We start from the raw sequence: 18,251 nt of genomic DNA on the forward strand, positions 1-18,251 counted from the left end.
GCGCGATGCTGCGCCATCGCGCGGGCGCTGCCCGTGTGATTAAGGCTGGTACTGCCAGACGCTCTTGAAGGCGCCCGGGACCAGCGACATGCTGGTGCCGTCAAACTTGATGTAGATGGCCGATTCCTGCGCGGCGCGGTCATTCGGGCCGAACTCGATCGGGCCGGCCATCACGCCGGAATCGAACTTCATGGTTTCCAGCGCGGCCAGCACCTTCTCGCGGGTGGGCTGCGGACCCGCGGCCTTGAGCGCGTTGACCACCGCCATCGCCGGCGGGATGCCGTAGGGCATGTAGGTCTGCGGATGGCCGGGCTTGGCGGCCAGGTCGGGATAGGCCTGCTTGTACATGTCGTAGACCCAGGTCAGCTTGGGGCCGCCGGGCAGGTCGGACAGCACGTCCTGGATGTAGACGTTCTTGAAGGCGTCCTTGTTGCCGACGTTCTCCACCAGCTGCTTCAGGTCGGCGGTGCCGTTGACGGCCAGCACGATGGGCTTGTTCCAGCCCAGTTCCTGCGCCTTCTTGATGATCAGCGCGGCCGGACGGGCGTAGGTGGTCAGCAGCAGCACGTCGGGATTGGCCGCGCGGATCTTCAGCATGGGCGCGGTCACGTCGGTGATGTTCGGGTTCACCGACTGCACCTGCAGGTCCACGCCGCCCAGCTGCTTGGCCTGGGCGCGCGCGGCCTCCAGGTTCCAGCCGCCGTAGGCGTCATCGTGGTTGATGTAGCCGACCTTCCTGGCCTTCAGGTGTTCCGAGGCGAACTGCACCATCGAGCCGCCCACGGCGTGCTGCGAGATCGAGAACGCGCCGTAGATGTACTTGGACGGCGGATACAGCGCGCCGTCGCCCGAGGCGTTCAGCATCAGCAGCGGGATCTTCTCGCGCTCGACGTATTCGCGCGCGGCCACCACGGCGGCCGAGCAGGAGCCGCCGTTCAGCATGAAGACCTTGTCCTGTTCGGTCAGCTTCTTCACGGCCGCGACCAGGTCGTTGGCATTGCAGCGATCGTCTTCGATCACCAGCTCCAGCTGGCGGCCATGGATGCCGCCTTCCTTGTTGATCTTGGCGTAATACATCTTGGCCGCGTTCATCACGTCGAAGCCGTAGGCCATGCCGGCGCCGGACAGCGGCGCGAACACGCCGATCTTGATGGTCTTGTCGGTGATGCCGGGCTCTTGCTGGGCCTGGGCGCCGGCGGCGACCGCCCACGCGCAAAGCGCGGCGGCGGCGAAGCGACTGCTGGTCTTCATGGTTGTCTCCCGTTGCTGATCATTTTTTTGCCGTCAGGACCGTCCGCGCCGGATGCTGCCCTGTGCGGCGGGCATGGTGCGAAGCGGACCGGGACTGGCGCTGGGCTGGGTACTGGGCGGACATGCCGCCGGATTCGAACGACTGCTTGGAACGGCTGGGTGTTGCTACTGCATGCGGTAGCCGCCGTTGACATCGATGATGCTGCCCGTGATGTAGGCGGCGTCTTCCGAGGCCAGGAAGCGGACTGCGGCGGCCACGTCCTGCACGGTGCCGATGCGGCCCAGCGGGATGGCTTGCGCGGCGGCGGCGAGCGCGCCGCTGCTGGTGACGGTGCTGCGCAGCATGTCGGTGTCGATCAGGCCCGGGGCGATGCCGTTGACGGTGATGCCCAGGTGCGCGGATTCGCGCGCCATGGCCTTGGTCAGGCCCAGCACGGCGGACTTGGCGGCGATGTACGAGGCGCTGGAGCGGTAGCCGCCCAGCTGCGCGGCCACCGAGCTGAAGGTGACGACGCGGCCGTGCGGCACCGGCGCGGCTTCGCGGCGGCGCAGGAATTCGCGTCCGCACAGGAACACGCCGCGCGCGTTCACGGCGAAGCTGCGTTCCCAGATATCCAGCGTGGTGTCCTTGATCAGCGGGCGTTCGCCGTTGTCCTGGAACAGCAGCAGGCCGGCGGCGCTGACCAGCACCGAGATCGGGCCGTGGCGCGTCTCGATGTCGTCGAAGGCCGCCATGACCGAGGCTTCGTCGCTGACGTCGAAGGCGCGCGCATCGTGCGGCGCGCCCAGTTCGTCGGCCACGCGGCGCGCGCGGCCGGCATCCACGTCCGACACCACGACCCGGTAGCCGGCCTGCGCCAGCTCCTGGCAGATGGTGGCGCCGATGCCGCCGCCGCCGCCCGTGACCAGGGCAAGACGGGAGGCGGCGCCCGCGGCGGGCGTGGATACATTGGACATGCTGTCTCCTGGCGATCGCGCCGCCCGCCTGGGAAACGGCGACGGCTGCTTTAAATTTTTTGCGATTATGTATACATGCAGGTCGCGCATATATAAGGGCTTTCCCTGATCTCGCTTTGATGGAAATCAGTCTTCATTGGGAAAACGACTGGGGAAAGCCCTGATGCGAGGCGAGCTGCGGGAACGTATGTATTCTTCATGTATACAATGCCGCATGGATACGCTATCTCAACACGTGACCGACACGCTGCGGGACTGGGTGCTGCACGGCAAGTTCAGCCCAGGCGCGCGCCTGGAGGAAATCCCGCTGGCCGAGAAGCTGGGCGTGTCGCGCACGCCGGTGCGCGCCGCCCTGGCGACCCTGGGTAACGAGGGCCTGCTCGAACACCTGCCCAAGCGCGGCTATACCGTGCGGGCCTATGACATCGGCGAGATCGTGGCGGCCTACGAGGTGCGGGCGGCGCTGGAAGGGCTGGCCTGTCGCCAGGCAGCCATGCGTGGCCTGTCGAACGACGCGGTCGCGACCCTGCGCAATTGCCTGGACGAAGGCGATCGCATCCTGGGCAAGGGCGTGCTGCTGCCCGATGACCACATGCCGTACCAGCAGGTGAACATCACGCTGCACAACAGCATCCTGGAAGCCGCCGGCAATCCCTGGGTCAGGCGCTTCGCCACGCAGGCCCAGGCCATACCCTATGCGTCGGACCGCATCATCCTGTGGGAAGACCACGGCATCATCCTGCGCTCGCACGACGACCACCACCGCATCGTCAACGCCATCATCGGGCGCGACGGCGCGCGCGCCGAGGACCTGATGCGCGAGCATGTGTACTACGCCGGCATCATCCTGAAGAACAACTACGAGAAGCTGGGGCCGGCCGGGGCCAAGCCGGGCCTGGCGCAGCTGGGCGGACGGGTCTGAGCCCTGGGACCGGCACGCCGCGTCTCGATACGCCGCATCCCGGTATGTCGGGCCCCGCGATGGCAAGCCCCGGATCGGGGGGCTAGCCTTCCTGCGCCACCTGGCGCAGCGCCTGCTCGAACACGTCTGGCGGCTGTCCGCCGGACACCAGGTACTTGCCGTTGAGAATCACCGATGGAACAGACGTGATGCCGCGATCGCGCCATTGCGCTTCCTCGGTCCTGACCTCGTCAGCATGGCGGCCGGACGCCAGCACCTCGCGCGCCTGAGCCTCGTCCAGGCCGGCGTCGGCCGCCGCGCGCGCCAGCACCTCGGCGTCGCTCGTGTCCAGGTTGTCGTCGTGATAGACCGCCAGCAGGCGCTTCTTCAGCGCGACCTGCAGGGCGGGATCCTGCAGCCCGGCCCAATGCAGCAGCCGATGCGCGTCGAAGGTGTTGTAGGAGCGGTTGTCGTCGGCCATGCGCATCGGCATGCCGACGGCGGCCGCGCGCTCGCTGATCACCTTGCGGTTGGCCTGGATGCGCTCGCGGTCGTAGCCGTACTTGGCCATCAGGCGCTCGATGGTGTTCTGTCCGCCCTTGGGCATGTCGGGGTTCAGCTCGAAGGGCCGGAAATGCAGTTCGACCTCGGCCTCGCCGCGCAGCCGCTCGATCGCGGCCAGCAGGCCGCCCAGGCCCACCGCGCACCACGGGCAGGCCACGTCCGAGACGAAATCGATGCTTATCTTTGCCATGGAACGCTCCGGGAAATATGGGCTTGGCGCGGCCGGGCATGAAACCCGCCGCGCGGCAATGCGGAAAATGGAAAATTGTTGCCCATGGGGCAGAGGAGTACAGTACACCTTCCTGTCAGGTGCATCCGATAAAGTAAACCGCAGTGTTTTACTGGAAAGGACAGATCACCGTGGAATCGCCCTCCTCAGGCAACCCGGCCCCGGATCCTTCCGAGACCGACACGCAGGCCGCGCTGCCGCGCCGCCGCGCGCTCATGCTGGGCCTGGCCGGCCTCGCGCTTGAAGCCGGACTGCTCGCCTATCCCTCCCTGCTCTGTGCTCAACCCGCCGCGCAACCGTCGGCCGCGCCCGTGGCCGACGACGGGTTTCTGGCGCTGTCGCGCGCGCTGACCGACCACGCCCACCTGAATCCCGTCACCGCGCGCCGCATGCGCGATGCGCTGGAACGTTCCGGCGTGCGCCAGGCCGGCGACTGGCCCAGGCTGGCCGCGCTGGCGGCCAGCCATCCCACCGCCGACGCGCTGATGGCCGCGGCCAGGCAGGCCGGGCTGCAGGACCTGGCCAGCGACATCGTCGCCGCCTGGTACACGGGCACCGTGGGGCGCGGGCCGGCCGCCGTCGTCGTCGCCTATGAAGACGCGCTGATGTACCAGCCCGTGCGCGACGCGCTCACCGTGCCCACCTATTGCAGCTATGGCCCGCTCTGGTGGACGGCGGCGCCGCCGGATCCGGCGGCCATGCCGCCCGAGCCTCCCCTGATCGCTTCACCTGGCGCAACCCTATGAGACAAGCAGAATTCTCCGCCGACGGCGATGCGCGCGCGGACATCGTCGTCGTCGGCTCAGGCGTCGTGGGCGCGATGATCGCGGACCAGCTGAGCGCCCGCGGCCACTCCGTGCTGATCCTGGAGGCCGGCCTGCGCATCGAGCGCGCCCAGGCCGTGGAAAACTGGCGCAACATGCCCTTCGCCAATCGCCTGGGATCCGATTTCCAGGGCCTGTATCCACAGTCCCCGCTGGCGCCCGCGCCGCTGTACTTCCCGGAAAACAACTACGTCCACCTGACCGGCCCCAGCGGCAGCGGCTTCAAACAGGGCTATCTGCGCACCGTGGGCGGCACCACCTGGCATTGGGCGGCATCCTGTTGGCGCCACCTGCCGGTGGACCTGCGCATGCAATCGGCCTACGGCGTGGGCCGCGACTGGCCGATCTCGTACGAGGCTCTGGAGCCCTACTACCTGCAGGCCGAGAACGAGATGGGCGTGGCTGGTCCCAACGATCCCGCGCAGCAATCGCCGGTCGAGCGCAGCGGCCCCTACCCGATGGACATGGTGCCGTGGGCCTATGGCGACCAGCGTTTCGCCGACGTGGTGAACCCGCATGGCTATCGCTCGGTGCCCATTCCTCAGGGCCGCAGCACGCGGCCCTGGCGCGGCCGTCCCACCTGTTGCGGCAACAACAACTGCCAGCCGATCTGTCCGGTCGGCGCCATGTACAACGGCATCCATCATGTCCAGGCGGCCGAGGAGAAGGGCGCCATCGTGCTGCCGCAGGCCGTGGTCTACAAGATCGACACGGACGAGAACAACCGCGTCACCGCCGTGCACTGGTACGACCAGGCGCGCAAATCGCACAAGGCCACCGGCCGGCATTTCGTGCTGGCCTGCAACGCGCTGGAAACCCCGCGCCTGCTGCTCATGGCCGCCAATGAACGCAACCCCGCCGGCATCGCCAACTCGTCCGACCAGGTGGGCCGCAACATCATGGACCACTCGGGCTTCCACTGCTTCTTCCTGGCCAGCGAACCGCTCTGGCCGGGACGCGGCCCCGCGCAGAGCAGCTGCCTGGTGGGGCCGCGCGACGGCGCCTTTCGTTCGGCCTATTCGGCCAACAAGATGATCCTGAACAACATCACCCAGGTCGCGTCGGCCACGCAGGCCGCCATGGACATGGGACTGGCCGGCAAGGCGCTGGATGCCGAGATCCGCCGCCGCGCCGCGCATGGCGTGGACCTGTCGATCAGCCTGGAGCCGCTGCCGGACCCCAACAACCGCCTGACCTTGAGCAAGACGCGGATGGATCCGCTGGGGCTGCCCTGTCCGGACGTCAACTACGACGTGGGCGACTACGTGCGCAAGGGCGCCGAGGCCGCCCACGCGCAGCTGCGGCATATCGGCACGCTGTTCCAGGCCACCGAATTCCGCATCACGACGCAGCTCAACGCCAACAACCACATGATGGGCAGCGTCATCATGGGCGCCAATCCCAAGGACTCGGTGGTGGACGGCGACTGCCGCGCGCACGACCACGACAATCTCTGGCTGCCGGGCGGCGGCGCGATGCCCTCGGCCAGCGTGGTGAACAGCACCTTGAGCATGGCCGCCCTGGGCCTGAAGGCCGCGGCGGCCATCGCCAAACAGATGGATGCCGCCGCATGATGCCCGCCACCCGCTCCGCGCATGCCGTTTCCGATCCGGGTTCCCCGCGCCCGCGCGCCTGGCTGCGCCTGGGCCTGGGCGCGGCGCTGTGGCTGGGGCTGGCCGCCGGCGCCGCCGCGCAGGCGCAGGCGCCGGCCGAGGCCGACGCGCGCCTGCTCGAGCGTGGCCGCTCGCTGGCCATCGCCGCCGACTGCCTGGCCTGTCACACGCAGGCCGGCGGCGGCAAGCCATATGCCGGCGGCTATCCCATCAACAGTCCGCTGGGCGTCATCTACGCCAGCAACATTACGCCGTCCAGGACGGCGGGCATCGGCGACTACAGCGAGGCGGATTTTGCCCGCGCGCTGCGCGAGGGCGTGCGCAAGGACGGCGCGCGGCTGTATCCGGCCATGCCCTACACGTCCTACACCCTGATCACCGACGAGGACATGAAGGCGCTGTACGCCTATTTCATGAAGGGCGTGGCGCCGGTGGACCAGCCCGCTCCGGTCACGCAGCTGCCGTTCCCGTTCAGCGTGCGGGCCTCGATGCTGGGATGGAACCTGCTATTCCTGGACAACCGGCGCTACGCCCCGGATCCGTCCAAGAGCGAGCAGATCAACCGTGGCGCCTATCTGGCCAATGCGCTGGCGCATTGCAGCAGCTGCCATACGCCGCGCAACGCGCTCATGGCAGAGGACGCCGGCCGCGCGCTGGGCGGCGGCCCCGTCGGGCCGTGGTACGCGCCGAACATCAGCTCGGATCCTGTTGCCGGCATCGGAGGCTGGTCGGAGGACGAACTGGTGCAGTACCTGCGCACCGGTCGCGTCGCCGGCAAAGCCCAGGCCGGCGGCATGATGGCCGAGGCGGTCGAGAACAGTTTCCAGCACATGCCCGAGACGGACCTTCGGGCGATCGCGGCCTACCTGAAGAGCACCCCGCCGGTCGGCCCCGAGTCCGCGGCGGACAGCAGGCGCCCGGCCGGGACCGCCTATGGCCAGGGCCGCGCGGCCAGCGACGAGGCGCGGCGGCGCGGCATGGACAGCCAGACCGCCACCGCCAGCCTGAAGTCCGGCGCCGCGCTGTTCAGCGGCTATTGCGCCAGCTGTCACCAGTCCAGCGGCGCGGGCAGCGCCAACCAGGCCTATCCCTCGCTGTTCCACAACACGGCTACCGGCGCGGGCACGGCGGCCAACCTGGTCGCGACCATCCTGTACGGCATCGACCGCAATGTCGGCGATCAGCACGTGCTGATGCCGCGCTTCGATCAGAAGTCCTACGTCAATCCGCTGACCAACCAGCAGGTGGCGGACATTTCCAATTACGTGCTGGCGAGCTACGGCAATCCGGATCTGCGGGTCACGCCCGCGGACGTGCAGCAGTCCCGCGATGGCGGCCCCGTGCCGCTGCTGGCGAAGGCCCAGCCGTATCTGGTGCCGGGCGGCGTTGCCGTCCTGGTGGTGCTGCTGCTTCTGCTGCTGGCGTGGCGGCGGGCATGCAGGCGTCGGTCGCGCTAGGAGGGCCGGTTGTCCTTCTACGATGCCAGCATCGCTGCGGCGGCGGTCGGAGCAGGTTGCCGTACGCTTTACAGTGAAGATATGAGCCACGGGCAGATCCTCGAGGATGACCTGACGATAACGAATCCGTTCCGGGCGCCGCGACCGTGATAGCGATATCGAACGCAAGAATTCGATATTTTTATTTTTGAATTCTTGTTTGCTCAAGCATTCACGAGATATTGAGATATCTCCCAGACAAAATCGTTGATAGTCACCGTCGTTCGGGCTATATACTCGGCCACCGCCACAAAAATGAATAAGAATCGTGAACGACGTAGTGCCGTATTCGGCTCGCATACGCCGCATGGTTTTTGTCCTAGGCCTTGGCGTGCCAATGGCCATGACAATCATCGCGCTATGGCAATGGCAGCGCGTTGACGCCTTGCCGACGGTGCCGGTGACATCCTTGCGTTACTACGGCCAGCGCAGCCCGTGGGTACATGACGCGCTGGCGCTGCTGGCGCCCTTGACGCTGTTGCTGGGCCTTCTGGCGACCGCGTCGTTCTGCGCGGCGCTGGTGGCGATCCGCCGCGCCACGGCGCAGGCCATGCAGTCGCGCGACGCGCTGATGCAGGCCTTCGAGAACGGCCGCCGCTGGCTGCCGAAGTTCATGCTGTCACAGACCGTGCTGGTGTTCGGCGGCCTGATCTCCCTGTTGAGTTTCGAAGCCATCATCATCCTGAGCCGGCCGGGCGTGTCGGACGGCGGCGTCAAGCTGGGCGTGTTCCTCGCCATGGTCGCGCTGGCGCTGGCCTGGTATGGCTTCAAGATGCTGTATGGCGCGCTGCGCCTGTCCGGACGCCAGGGCGCATCCGAACCCATCCTGCTCATGGGCCAGTCGCTGGCGCCGCACCAGGCGCCGCGCCTGTGGGAGTTTGTGCGCGAGATCGCCAAGCGGACAGACGCGCGCGCGCCCGACGCGGTCGTCGTCGGCCTGAACGAAGGCTTCTTCGTCACCGAGCATCCGGTGGCGCTGGTCAGCGGCCAGCCGGTGCCGGACGGTCGCGTGCTGTACCTGCCCTTGCCCTACATGGCTTTCCTGGACCGTGCCCAGGTGTCCGCGGTGATCGCGCACGAGCTTGGCCATTTCACCGGCGAGGACACGGGCTACAGCCTGCGTTTCGCGCCCATTTACCGCAGCTTCCTGGACAGCATCTTCGCCATCACCAACGAGCACGACGAGAAGGACGACGGCTCGCGCGCCTGGGTCGCCGCGCCGATCACGCTGTATGGAAAATGGTTCCTCGCGAGTTTCGAGGAAGCCATGCATCACTGGAGCCGTGAGCGCGAACTGGCGGCCGACGCGTTCGGCAGCCGCATCGCCGGCACGGAATCATCGGCGCTGGCGCTGCTGCGCATTTCCGGGCTGCATCGAATCGTGGACGCGGCGCTGGCGCACAATCAGCAGGCGCCGGCAGAGGAGCGCGGCGGCGTGCTGAAGATGGTGCGCCGGCTGGTCGCCGAGCATGGCCTGGACGATCCGCAAGAGCGCCTGCAGGATCAGCAGGCGCATCCGCTGGACACCCATCCGCCGCTCAAGCAGCGCCTGGACGCGCTGGGCGTGGCCATCACGCCCGAGTTGCTGGCCCGCGCGCGCGATCCGCGCGACGCCGCGCTGCTGGTCGAGCTGGGGCTGGAATCCGCCGTATCGGCTTGAGCGCCGGCAACCCGCGCCGCGCAGGTTTCGTATTGCCTATCCCTTCTGGAGACGTCATGAGTGACATCGCATCCTCGCTGGAACAAGAATTCTCCACGCATGCGCAAGCGGACCGCGACGCGTATGTCGCCGAGCTGAAGCGGCTGGAGGCGGCCGGACGCGGCAGCGTGGAGATCACGCCGCATTCCGTCGGGCTGCCGATACTGTGCGGCGGCGCGGGCGCCGCAGTGCTGTATGGCGCGCTGTCCTCCCGCCATCTGACGACGATGGAAGTCCTGCTGTTCTCGCTGCTGGGCCTGGCGCTGTTGTCCAGCCTGTGGATGATGTTCGGCCCGCGCAAGCCTTGCTATACCTTGTGCGAGGAAGGCATACGGGTGCGCGGCGGCGACCTGACGCCCTGGGACAGCATTTCGGACTGGAGCGTCAATGAGACCCGCTACTCCTTCCTGCCCATTTCCGTTGCGCTGGTGCTGAACTACGAGGCGGGTTTCACGCCGCCGCCGCTCAGGCATCCGTTCTCGGTCGGCGTGACGCGCCACAACCGCAAGACGGGCGAGTACGTGACCGACCTGACGCTGTACACCGGCCCCAAGGGCATGAGCGTGGCGCAGCTCACCGAGCGCATCAACGACTTCTACGCGGCGGCGCATGCGCGCGCCGAACTGGCGCGCCTGGGCTGATCGACAGGGAACACTGGCGGACCCGGCAGGCGCGCCGCAAGGCGCCGCGATCGCCGCGGCCTGCCCCCACGGCGCGGCGGGGCCGGTCCGGCGCCGCCGCCCGCGACCACGAAGGCTACTTCGTGACGTCGTTTTCCACGCAGGGGTGGAATTCGCCGCTTTCCTTGTCCAGCAGGAACAGCACGCCGGTGGCGACGCCGAAGTAGGTGCCGTGCAGTTCCAGCTCGCCGCTTTCGACGCGGCGGCGGATGAAGGGGAAGGTCAGCAGATTGTTCAGGCTCTGCTTGATCACCGCCAGTTCCAGGCGTTTGAGATCGGCGTTGCGGTCGCCGGTGGATTCGCCCAGGCCTTCGGCCACGGGCTCGATCTGGGTCATCCACTTGCGGATGAAATCGCCGCGGCTCAGCGGCTTGGCGTCGTCGTAGAACGCGCGCACGCCGCCGCAGGACGCGTGGCCCAACACCACGATGTGCTTGACGTTCAGGCCGTTGACCGCGAATTCGATGGCGGCGCTGGTGCCGTGGTAGGACGATTCGGTGTCCGGGTCACAGGGCGGCACCAGGTTGGCCACGTTGCGCACCACGAACATCTCGCCCGGTCCGGCGTCGAAAATCAGTTCCGGGGCCACGCGGGAGTCGCAGCAGCCAATGATCAGGATTTCCGGGTTTTGCCCGGTTTCCGCCAGCTTCTGGTAGCGCGAACGCTCGGCGGGGAAGCGGCCGTCGAGGAAGGATTGATAGCCTTCGGCGAGTCTTTTGGGGAACATGGTTTTCACATCCTAATAACTGGGCCAGGGAGACTGGCGAGCCGACAGACGCAAGAAGGGGCTTCGCGCGGAAGCCCCTGTCATCGAGTCGGCAACACGAATTTTCCCATAAGTTGGGTTCCCCCCGAAGCGCCTTTGGCGCTCCCCCCGAGGGGGCGCCGCTGCGGACCGGCGGAGCCGGACCCGCGCGGCCTGGCTTGGGGGGCCGCGCTACGTGGCGGGCGCGGTTGCCGATGCCTGCAAAATAAAAGGGTCGCATTGACGCATGGGCTACCAGGCCTGTACGTCCAGCGCCGTCACCCGCGCCGCCGGCAGCGGCGTCACCGCCCGCACCAGCCGGATCTGTCCGGGCGCCAGCGGCCCCGTCACGCCGTCCTGCACTCGGCCGATCTCGCGGTTTTGCTCGTCGTACAGCACGAAGGTCAGCATGACGCTGTTGATGGGGCGGGCGGACTGGTTGGCGAGCGAGCCGGTGATGGTGGAGCCGTTCTGGGCGTCGCGCACCGTCTGCACGTTGCCCAGCGTGACGCCGTAGGCCAGGCTTTGCGCCGACGCGCCGCCGCCGGCCAGGCAGGCCAGCACGGCAAGGGAGGCTAGGGCGGTTTTCATGGTCGTCTCCTTTCGGGGCTCGCCGCGGCGGGCAAGGCGCGCTGTGTCGCGGCGCTTCTATCTCACACCTTTACGCCCCGGCGCACAACGGGTGGCGAGGGGCAATGGGTAACAGGTTGCGAGGGTTGCACCCAGATTCGACAGGGGATGGCGCGGCTGCATCCGAATGTCTCCAGCTTGCGGGCATTCTAGCGTCGCCGGCGCGTCGCGGCGATGGTCCGGGCCCGCCGCGTTTGTCTATGGTCAGACGGACGCGTGGCGCTTGTTTTTCAGCTGCCAGACAGCTGGCCGGCGACCCTGGCGCCTTAGCGTTTTTTAACTTTTTCCGCTCTTGCGAAGCCCTGGTGTTTGCCCGATGATGAGCACGCCGGCGCCTTGTCCGGCGGACCGTGCGGCCCGATCCCGCGCCCCACAGGCGTCCCGGGCGCTCAAAGGGAGGAATCCATGTTTTCCCGTACCAGCCAGCTGGCTTCGGCCTTAGTCCTTTCCGCCTGCTTCGCCGGGGCCGCGTTCGCGCAGACCGCCGCGCCCGCCGCCGCCCAGCCCGCCAAGACCCCCACGCCGCAGCAGCAGCGCATGGCCGATTGCAACAAGTCGGCCGAGGGCAAGAAGGGCGACGATCGCAAGACCTACATGAGCGCCTGCCTGAAGGGCGAGCAGCCGGCGCCTGCCAAGCAGCTCACGCCGCAGCAGCAGAAGATGAAGGACTGCAACGCCAAGGCCGGCGAGCAGAAGCTCACCGGCGACAAGCGCAAGACCTTCATGAGCACCTGCTTGAAGGGCTGAGCGCCTGCGCTTCAAACGCAACCGGGCCGCGCAAGCGGCCCGGCGTGTTTGTGGCGGTCCATTCCGATCCGGCGCGCTGTCTTGCGGGTGTCCGAGCCGGAAGGACGCGCCGCCTCAGACCGTGGCGATCGGCGTCACCGGCGAGCCGATGGCGTGCGGCAGGCGCAGCGGCGGCGCGGTCAGCATGAAGCGGTGACGGCCGTTGGCGCGCAGCCAGTCGGCCAGGTCCTTCAGGTACCACAGCTCGGCCAGCGGCAGGCCCAGCTTGAACAGGCAGTGGTGGTGCAGCGGCAGCATGGCTCGCGGACCGCTGCGCTCGCGCGCGGGATAGGCTTCCACCGCGTAGTTGTCGGCGCAGATGGCGGCGATGCCGCTGTCGGTGATCCACCGCAGCAGCGCCTCGTCGGTGCCGTCCAGCGCGGCGCCGTAGCTGTGCAGCGTATCGGCGTCGGGCTGGCCGTTCATGGCGACCACGGCCTCGGCGTAGCCGGTGCGCAGCACCAGCATGTCGCCCGGCTCGATCTCGATGCCGTCGGCCTCGATCACGCGCATCAGCTCGGCGTGGCCGATCAGCGTGCGACCGGTGCCGTAATGACGTTCCAGGTCGACCAGCACGCCGCGTCCCTGCATGCCTTTCTGCGCCAGGTGCTCGATGCCCAGCTTCAGCGCGGCCGACGGGCCGCCGCTGTCGCAGCCGCAGCCCGCGTGGCTGCCGTCGGCAGGACCGATCACGTCCACGCCGGCGGCATAGCCGTTGTAGTAGCGCAGCTCGGGCACGCCGTCGCCGTCGGCGTCGAACAGCGCGCCGACGTGGGCCAGCGCGTCCCATTGCGTGGAGTACTGCATGGACAGCAGCACCTGGTCGTCGCTCAGCACGTCCAGCGCGTCGGGATTGATGTTGCGCAGCGGGAAGTTCAGGTAGGGCGTGTCGCGCAGCCGCGTCGGACTCAGCTGCGGCGGATGGCGACGCGGGTTGAGCACGTTGCCGCCGGGCAGGTCCAGCGGCAGCGACAGGCAGAAGGTCTTGCCGGCGCGGATCTCGCGGGCGCCCTTGAGCACCTGTTCGTCGGTGATGAGGTTGAGGCGGCCGAGTTGGTCGTCGGGGCCGAAGTCGCCCCAGTTCGAGCCCTCGGGCCGGTGTTTCCAGCGTTGCATGCGGTGTCCTCCCGGATTCACTGGGCCAGCAGGAAGCCGAGCACGGCGCGGTTGAATTCCTCGGGCCGTTCCCAGTTGGAGATGTGTGACGTGTCCAGTTCGACGTAGCGCGCGCCGGGGATGGCGGCCGCCAGCTCGCGGCCCTGGGCCGGCGTGGCGGCCAGGTCGTGGGTGCTGGAGATGACCAGCGTGCGCGCGCGGATGGCGGCGACGCGGTCGCGGTAGTCGGCGTCGCGCAGCGCGGCGCAGTTGCGCGAGTAGCCGGCGTCCGACGTGCGGCGCAGCATGTCCACCAGCACCTGCGACAGGCCCGGCTCGGCGGCGCGGTAGCCGTCGGTCAGCCAGCGCTCGACCAGGGCCGGCGCCATTTTTTCCAGCGTCTGTTCAGCCACGGCGTTGATGCGCGTGGTCCAGCCTTCGGCCGAGCCGATGCGGGCGGCGGTGTTGCACAGGATCAGGCCGTCGACCAGTTCCGGGCGGGCCAGCGCCAGCGCGATGCCGGTGGGGCCGCCCATGGACAGGCCGCAGAAGTGGGCGCGCGTAATGCCCAGGCCGTCCAGCAGTTCGGCGACGTCGCCGGCCAGCTGTTCGAAGCGGTATTCGCCGTCGGGGATCGAGGACTTGCCGTGTCCGCGCGTGTCGTAGCGCAGCACGCGGAAATGCTTGCTCAGCTCAGGCACCTGGCGCGCCCACATGTCGGCGCAGGTGCCCAGCGAATTGGACAGCACCAGCACGGGCGCGTCGGCGGGGCCGTCGATGACGTAGTACAGCCGGGCCTGGCTGAGATCGGCATAAGACATGGATGTTCCTCGAGGGTGAAGCCGGACGGCGGCGATGCCGTCCGGCGCATGGGGTGGCCGCGCCGCGCGGGCGGGCGGCGGGCTTACAGGTGGCAGACGCCGTTGACGTAGGCCTTGCGCCAGCGCGTGATGGCCACGCGCTCGAACAGGCCGGCCTGGGCGAAGGGATCGGCGTCGATGAACTGCTGCGCGGCTTCGCGCGTGTCCAGGTCGACCAGGTACAGGCCGCCGCCGGCATCCGTGCCGTCGTCCTGCAGCTTGGCGCCGCAGGCCAGCAGCAGGCCCTTGTTGGCGTCCAGGTATTCCAGGTGCGCGGCGCGCTGCTGCTGGCGCACGGCCTGGTGGCCGGGCTTGTCGAAGGTTTCGATGATGTAGGGCATGGCGGCCTCGCCTCAGATGGCCGAGGGATGGCGCGCCAGCGCCGTCACCTGGATGTCCATGTACGGGAACAGCGGCAGCGAGGCCAGCAGGGTGTGCAGCTCGTCGTTGCTTTCCACGTCGAAGATGCTGACGTTGGCGTAGCGGCCGACCACGCGCCACAGGCTCTTCCACTTGCCGTCGCGCTGCAGCTGTTGCGCCAGGGCCTTCTCGTCGGCCTTGAGCTTGTCGGCGCGCTCGGCCGGCATGTCGACGGGCAGATTGACTTGCATTTGAACCATGAACAACATGATGGACTCTCCGGGTTGCGGCCCCGGCATCGCGGAGCCTGGTCGGGCCGCGCGGCGCGGCCCGGGGTGTCGATAAGGGGCGCGGGCGCAGCGGCCCGGCCCGGGTTCAGTTCGCGAACTTCAGCGGCAGGCCGGTCAGGCGCAGCAGCTCGTCGGGCGTGACGCCGCCGAACAGGTCGGTCACGGTGACGCCGTCGGCGCGGATGTCGAACACCGCCACGTCGGTGTACACGCGTGACACGCAGCGCACGCCGGTCAGCGGGTAGGTGCAAGCCTGCACCAGCTTGCTCTGGCCTTCGCGCGTCAGCAGTTCCATCATGACGAACACGTCCTTGGCGCCGATGGCCAGGTCCATCGCGCCGCCCACCGCGGGAATCGCGTCGGGGGCGCCCGTGTGCCAGTTGGCCAGGTCGCCGTGCTGCGACACCTGGAAGGCGCCCAGCACGCAGATGTCCAGATGGCCGCCGCGCATCATGGCGAAGGAATCGGCATGGTGGAAGAAGGCGCAGCCGGGCAGCTCGGTCACGGGCTGCTTGCCGGCGTTGATCAGGTCGTAGTCCTCTTCGCCCTTGGCCGGCGCCGGGCCCATGCCCAGCATGCCGTTCTCGGTGTGCAGGATGACTTCGCGGTCGGCCGGCAGGTGGTTGGCGACCAGGGTCGGCAGGCCGATGCCCAGGTTCACGTAGGCGCCCTCGGGGATGTCGCGGGCGACGCGCGCGGCGATCTCGTCGCGGCTCAGTTTGTTCTGGCTCATTGCTGTTCCTTGGCGGCCGGGGCGGCGTCGACCCGCACCACGCGTTGCACGAAGATACCGGGGGTGACCACGTTCTCGGGATCGAGCTCGCCCAGTTCGACGATCTCGCGCACCTGCGCCACGGCCACGCGCGCCGCGCTGGCCATGATGGGGCCGAAGTTGCGCGCGGTCTTGCGGTACACCAGGTTGCCCCAGCGGTCGCCGCGCTCGGCCTTGATCAGCGCGTAGTCGGCGTGCAGCGGGTATTCCAGCACGTACTGGCGGCCGTTGATCTCGCGGGTTTCCTTGCCCTCGGCCAGCGGCGTGCCGTAGCCCGTGGGCGTGAAGAAGGCGCCGATGCCGGCGCCGGCGGCGCGGATGCGTTCGGCCAGGTTGCCCTGCGGCACCAGCTCCAGCTCGATCTTGCCGCTACGGTACAGGCCGTCGAAGATCTGCGAGTCCACCTGCCTCGGGAACGAGCAGATGATCTTGCGCACGCGGTTCGCGCCCAGCAGCGCGGCCAGGCCGGCGGTGCCGTTGCCGGCGTTGTTGTTGATGATGACCAGGTCCTTGGCGCCCTGTTCGAGCAGCGCGTCGATCAGCTCCATCGGCTGGCCGGCCGTGCCGAAGCCGCCGATCATGACGGTCGCGCCGTCGGGTACGTCCGCCAGGGCGGCCGCCGCGTTGGCAACAAGCTTAGAGATCATGGTATTCGCTCATAGGTGGCATGTCATAATTTGTTCTTCTATAGAACATTCGTTCTTCTGAAGAACATCGTTTCATGGGGCCGACGCGAGCGTCAAGGCGAGCCGGCACGGCGTCGTCCCCAGGATTTTCATAGGTGGCAGCAGACCGATGGCCGAGCAGGACGCCCAGCAACCCAGCGACAGCTACGTGCAATCCTTCGCGCGCGGGCTGTCCGTGATCCGGGCGTTCGGCCCCGACCGCGCGCAGATGACGCTGTCCGAAGTCGCGGCCGTGACCGGCCTGACGCGCGCCGGCGCGCGCCGCATCCTGCTGACGCTGGAGCACCTGGGCTACGTCACCGTCGAGGACCGCAGGTTCGCGCTCACGCCGCGCATCCTGGAGCTGGGCTACGCCTACCTGTCCGCCACGCCGCTGTGGAACCTGGCGCTGCCGTACATGGAGGAAGTGGCCGAGCAGACGCGCGAGTCCTGTTCCGTGTCGGTGCTGGAAGGCGCCGACGTGGTCTACATCCTGCGCCTGTCCACGCACAAGGTCATGACCATCAACCTGGCCGTGGGCAGTCGCCTGCCGGCCTGGGTCACGTCCATGGGCCGCGTGCTGCTGGCCGGCCTGCCCGCCGCCGAACGCGACCGCGTGCTGGCCATGAGCCAGATCCAGGCCTACACGCCGCACACCGTCACCGACGTGGCGGAACTCAGGCGCCTGCTGGACGGCGTACGCGCCGACGGCTACGCCTGCGTGGCGCAGGAACTGGAACCGGGGCTGCAATCGGTGGCCGTGCCCATCGTCGACCGCAGCGGCCGCGTGATCGCGGCCATGAATGTCAGCGGCCACGCCAACCGCTACACGCGCGAGGCGATGCTGGAAGCCTTCCTGCCGCCCCTGCGCCGCGCCGCCGACCAGATCAACCACGCGCTGCTGCGCCGCTAGGCGGCGCGGGCGGGTCGGGTTGCGGAAGACGGCGGGCATCATGATGGAACTCAGATCGGCGCCACGCCCAGCGTGGTGCCGCCGCACACGTACAGCATCTGTCCGGTGACGAAGCCGTTGTCGGGCGACAGGAAGAAGATCGCCGCGCGCGCCACGTCCTCGGGCGTGCCCAGGCGCTTGACCACGATGCTGTTGATGATGCGCTCGGTCTGCGGCGCGCCCGCCGGATTGCTCTTCGTGAACAGGTCCGTGGCGATGGGGCCGGGGCCGATGGCGTTGACCGTGATGCCGTCGCCGCCCAGTTCCATGGCCAGCGTGCGCGTCAGGCCCACCAGCCCGGCCTTGGTGGCCGAATAGACCACGCGGTCGGGCTTGCCCAGCGCCGCGCGCGACGACATGTTGACGATGCGGCCGAAGCCCGCCGCGCGCATGGCCGGCAGCGCCGCCTGCACCAGGATCAGCGCGGTGCGCAGATGCAGGTTGACCACGTAGTCCAGGTCTTCCAGCGTCGCCGTGTCGGCCGTGCCCGGCCGCGTCGCGCCCGCGTTGTTCACCAGCCCCACGATGTCATACGCCGCCGTCACCTCGCGCGCCACTTCCTTCGTGCGCGCCTCATCGGTCAGGTCGGCCTGGTAAGACACCAGCCCCGCCGGCGGCGCGTCCGGCAGCCGGTAATCGATGTTCACCACCGCGTGGCCCGCATCCAGCAACATGCGGACAATCGCCGCCCCGATCCCGGCGCTGCCGCCGGTGACGAGGTAAGCCCGTGGTTTGCTCATATCCGCTCCCATATCTTCAGTTCAAAAATCCCGCAAACGCATCACGCCAATCTGCTCGGGCCGTTTGGTACTTCGCAAGAACCAGCCCTTCCAATCTGAGCCACCCTCCCCAAGCGGGGTCACCACCAGATCCGGCTCCGCC

At 68.3% G+C, this 18,251-nt stretch carries 20 protein-coding genes; 8 read left to right on the forward strand and 12 right to left on the reverse strand.

Annotated features, from left to right (window positions below):
* Positions 1-39: 39 nt before the first annotated feature.
* A complete protein-coding gene (locus AC6LJ9_RS17940) occupies positions 40-1,251 on the reverse strand; it encodes an ABC transporter substrate-binding protein (RefSeq protein WP_498148615.1) in 1,212 nt (403 codons plus the stop codon).
* A gap of 165 nt (positions 1,252-1,416) precedes the next feature.
* The gene (locus AC6LJ9_RS17945) at positions 1,417-2,208 is read right to left on the reverse strand and encodes an SDR family NAD(P)-dependent oxidoreductase (RefSeq protein WP_212319080.1); all 792 of its coding nucleotides are present in this window, start codon (positions 2,206-2,208) and stop codon (positions 1,417-1,419) included.
* A gap of 214 nt (positions 2,209-2,422) precedes the next feature.
* Here AC6LJ9_RS17945 and AC6LJ9_RS17950 point away from each other — a divergent pair, with 214 nt between their 5' ends.
* Positions 2,423-3,130 (forward strand): GntR family transcriptional regulator, encoded by a 708-nt coding sequence (locus AC6LJ9_RS17950; RefSeq protein ID WP_498148616.1) that lies wholly within the window; start codon positions 2,423-2,425, stop codon positions 3,128-3,130.
* An 82-nt stretch (positions 3,131-3,212) separates the two neighbouring features.
* Here the strand turns inward: AC6LJ9_RS17950 and AC6LJ9_RS17955 are convergent, their stop codons facing one another.
* Complete coding sequence (locus AC6LJ9_RS17955) at positions 3,213-3,863, reverse strand: DsbA family oxidoreductase (RefSeq protein WP_498148617.1); 651 nt, start codon at positions 3,861-3,863, stop codon at positions 3,213-3,215.
* Positions 3,864-4,033: 170 nt separating this feature from the next.
* On the opposite strand from AC6LJ9_RS17955, the gene AC6LJ9_RS17960 reads away from it, so the two are divergent.
* The 5 genes from AC6LJ9_RS17960 (at position 4,034) to AC6LJ9_RS17980 (ending at position 10,175) form a co-directional block, all read left to right on the forward strand.
* The gene (locus AC6LJ9_RS17960; protein WP_498148618.1) at positions 4,034-4,648 is read left to right on the forward strand and encodes a sugar dehydrogenase complex small subunit; all 615 of its coding nucleotides are present in this window, start codon (positions 4,034-4,036) and stop codon (positions 4,646-4,648) included.
* A complete protein-coding gene (locus tag AC6LJ9_RS17965) occupies positions 4,645-6,300 on the forward strand; it encodes a GMC family oxidoreductase (protein WP_212319074.1) in 1,656 nt (551 codons plus the stop codon). Before AC6LJ9_RS17960 ends, AC6LJ9_RS17965 begins: the two co-directional genes overlap by 4 nt.
* Complete coding sequence (locus tag AC6LJ9_RS17970; protein ID WP_498148619.1) at positions 6,297-7,796, forward strand: c-type cytochrome; 1,500 nt, start codon at positions 6,297-6,299, stop codon at positions 7,794-7,796. Before AC6LJ9_RS17965 ends, AC6LJ9_RS17970 begins: the two co-directional genes overlap by 4 nt.
* Before the next feature lie 376 nt (positions 7,797-8,172).
* On the forward strand, positions 8,173-9,495 hold the full coding sequence (locus tag AC6LJ9_RS17975; RefSeq protein WP_498148620.1) for a M48 family metallopeptidase: 1,323 nt from the start codon (positions 8,173-8,175) through the stop codon (positions 9,493-9,495).
* A gap of 56 nt (positions 9,496-9,551) precedes the next feature.
* Positions 9,552-10,175, forward strand: a complete 624-nt coding sequence (locus AC6LJ9_RS17980; RefSeq protein WP_498148621.1) for a hypothetical protein — start codon at positions 9,552-9,554, stop codon at positions 10,173-10,175.
* 115 nt (positions 10,176-10,290) lie between these two features.
* Here the strand turns inward: AC6LJ9_RS17980 and AC6LJ9_RS17985 are convergent, their stop codons facing one another.
* Together AC6LJ9_RS17985 and AC6LJ9_RS17990 are read right to left on the reverse strand one after the other, a co-directional pair.
* Complete coding sequence (locus AC6LJ9_RS17985; protein WP_498148622.1) at positions 10,291-10,941, reverse strand: carbonic anhydrase; 651 nt, start codon at positions 10,939-10,941, stop codon at positions 10,291-10,293.
* 270 nt (positions 10,942-11,211) lie between these two features.
* Positions 11,212-11,550, reverse strand: a complete 339-nt coding sequence (locus AC6LJ9_RS17990; RefSeq protein WP_212315548.1) for an FxLYD domain-containing protein — start codon at positions 11,548-11,550, stop codon at positions 11,212-11,214.
* Between the two features lie 444 nt (positions 11,551-11,994).
* Between AC6LJ9_RS17990 and AC6LJ9_RS17995 the strand changes: the two genes are divergently transcribed.
* Positions 11,995-12,336 carry a PsiF family protein gene (locus tag AC6LJ9_RS17995; protein ID WP_103271335.1) on the forward strand — a complete coding sequence of 114 codons (342 nt, stop codon included), beginning with the start codon at positions 11,995-11,997 and terminating at the stop codon, positions 12,334-12,336.
* A gap of 114 nt (positions 12,337-12,450) precedes the next feature.
* Here AC6LJ9_RS17995 and AC6LJ9_RS18000 read toward each other — a convergent pair whose 3' ends face one another.
* The 6 genes from AC6LJ9_RS18000 to AC6LJ9_RS18025 all read right to left on the reverse strand — a co-directional run bounded on the left by AC6LJ9_RS18000 (position 12,451) and on the right by AC6LJ9_RS18025 (position 16,399).
* Complete coding sequence (locus tag AC6LJ9_RS18000) at positions 12,451-13,491, reverse strand: cyclase family protein (RefSeq protein WP_498148623.1); 1,041 nt, start codon at positions 13,489-13,491, stop codon at positions 12,451-12,453.
* A 17-nt stretch (positions 13,492-13,508) separates the two neighbouring features.
* The gene (gene pcaD / locus AC6LJ9_RS18005; protein ID WP_498148624.1) at positions 13,509-14,291 is read right to left on the reverse strand and encodes a 3-oxoadipate enol-lactonase; all 783 of its coding nucleotides are present in this window, start codon (positions 14,289-14,291) and stop codon (positions 13,509-13,511) included.
* 83 nt (positions 14,292-14,374) lie between these two features.
* Entirely contained in the window at positions 14,375-14,671 is a 297-nt protein-coding gene (locus tag AC6LJ9_RS18010) for a YciI family protein (RefSeq protein WP_498148625.1), read from the reverse strand.
* A gap of 12 nt (positions 14,672-14,683) precedes the next feature.
* On the reverse strand, positions 14,684-14,959 hold the full coding sequence (gene catC / locus AC6LJ9_RS18015) for a muconolactone Delta-isomerase (protein WP_212315556.1): 276 nt from the start codon (positions 14,957-14,959) through the stop codon (positions 14,684-14,686).
* A gap of 106 nt (positions 14,960-15,065) precedes the next feature.
* Positions 15,066-15,713, reverse strand: coding sequence for a 3-oxoacid CoA-transferase subunit B (locus AC6LJ9_RS18020; RefSeq protein ID WP_212315558.1), 648 nt, complete (start codon positions 15,711-15,713; stop codon positions 15,066-15,068).
* Complete coding sequence (locus AC6LJ9_RS18025; RefSeq protein ID WP_498148626.1) at positions 15,710-16,399, reverse strand: 3-oxoacid CoA-transferase subunit A; 690 nt, start codon at positions 16,397-16,399, stop codon at positions 15,710-15,712. The genes AC6LJ9_RS18020 and AC6LJ9_RS18025 overlap by 4 nt, the downstream gene beginning before the upstream one ends.
* A gap of 148 nt (positions 16,400-16,547) precedes the next feature.
* Between AC6LJ9_RS18025 and AC6LJ9_RS18030 the strand changes: the two genes are divergently transcribed.
* Entirely contained in the window at positions 16,548-17,330 is a 783-nt protein-coding gene (locus AC6LJ9_RS18030) for an IclR family transcriptional regulator (protein ID WP_212315562.1), read from the forward strand.
* Positions 17,331-17,380: 50 nt separating this feature from the next.
* Here AC6LJ9_RS18030 and AC6LJ9_RS18035 read toward each other — a convergent pair whose 3' ends face one another.
* Positions 17,381-18,109 (reverse strand): SDR family NAD(P)-dependent oxidoreductase, encoded by a 729-nt coding sequence (locus AC6LJ9_RS18035; RefSeq protein WP_498148627.1) that lies wholly within the window; start codon positions 18,107-18,109, stop codon positions 17,381-17,383.
* Positions 18,110-18,251: the final 142 nt, after the last annotated feature.

This window comes from Achromobacter sp. 1011811831 (genome assembly GCF_059760905.1).

Excerpts from the sequence above, each read along its gene's own strand:
- AC6LJ9_RS17940 (WP_498148615.1), bottom strand. The coding sequence starts at position 1,251 with ATGAAGACCAGCAGTCGCTTCGCCGCCGCCGCGCTTTGCGCGTGGGCG.
- AC6LJ9_RS17945 (WP_212319080.1), bottom strand. The coding sequence starts at position 2,208 with ATGTCCAATGTATCCACGCCCGCCGCGGGCGCCGCCTCCCGTCTTGCC.
- AC6LJ9_RS17950 (WP_498148616.1), top strand. The coding sequence starts at position 2,423 with ATGGATACGCTATCTCAACACGTGACCGACACGCTGCGGGACTGGGTG.
- AC6LJ9_RS17955 (WP_498148617.1), bottom strand. The coding sequence starts at position 3,863 with ATGGCAAAGATAAGCATCGATTTCGTCTCGGACGTGGCCTGCCCGTGG.
- AC6LJ9_RS17965 (WP_212319074.1), top strand. The coding sequence starts at position 4,645 with ATGAGACAAGCAGAATTCTCCGCCGACGGCGATGCGCGCGCGGACATC.
- AC6LJ9_RS17970 (WP_498148619.1), top strand. The coding sequence starts at position 6,297 with ATGATGCCCGCCACCCGCTCCGCGCATGCCGTTTCCGATCCGGGTTCC.
- AC6LJ9_RS17975 (WP_498148620.1), top strand. The coding sequence starts at position 8,173 with ATGGCCATGACAATCATCGCGCTATGGCAATGGCAGCGCGTTGACGCC.
- AC6LJ9_RS17980 (WP_498148621.1), top strand. The coding sequence starts at position 9,552 with ATGAGTGACATCGCATCCTCGCTGGAACAAGAATTCTCCACGCATGCG.
- AC6LJ9_RS17985 (WP_498148622.1), bottom strand. The coding sequence starts at position 10,941 with ATGTTCCCCAAAAGACTCGCCGAAGGCTATCAATCCTTCCTCGACGGC.
- AC6LJ9_RS17990 (WP_212315548.1), bottom strand. The coding sequence starts at position 11,550 with ATGAAAACCGCCCTAGCCTCCCTTGCCGTGCTGGCCTGCCTGGCCGGC.
- AC6LJ9_RS17995 (WP_103271335.1), top strand. The coding sequence starts at position 11,995 with ATGTTTTCCCGTACCAGCCAGCTGGCTTCGGCCTTAGTCCTTTCCGCC.
- AC6LJ9_RS18000 (WP_498148623.1), bottom strand. The coding sequence starts at position 13,491 with ATGCAACGCTGGAAACACCGGCCCGAGGGCTCGAACTGGGGCGACTTC.
- pcaD (WP_498148624.1), bottom strand. The coding sequence starts at position 14,291 with ATGTCTTATGCCGATCTCAGCCAGGCCCGGCTGTACTACGTCATCGAC.
- AC6LJ9_RS18010 (WP_498148625.1), bottom strand. The coding sequence starts at position 14,671 with ATGCCCTACATCATCGAAACCTTCGACAAGCCCGGCCACCAGGCCGTG.
- catC (WP_212315556.1), bottom strand. The coding sequence starts at position 14,959 with ATGTTGTTCATGGTTCAAATGCAAGTCAATCTGCCCGTCGACATGCCG.
- AC6LJ9_RS18020 (WP_212315558.1), bottom strand. The coding sequence starts at position 15,713 with ATGAGCCAGAACAAACTGAGCCGCGACGAGATCGCCGCGCGCGTCGCC.
- AC6LJ9_RS18025 (WP_498148626.1), bottom strand. The coding sequence starts at position 16,399 with ATGATCTCTAAGCTTGTTGCCAACGCGGCGGCCGCCCTGGCGGACGTA.
- AC6LJ9_RS18030 (WP_212315562.1), top strand. The coding sequence starts at position 16,548 with ATGGCCGAGCAGGACGCCCAGCAACCCAGCGACAGCTACGTGCAATCC.
- AC6LJ9_RS18035 (WP_498148627.1), bottom strand. The coding sequence starts at position 18,109 with ATGAGCAAACCACGGGCTTACCTCGTCACCGGCGGCAGCGCCGGGATC.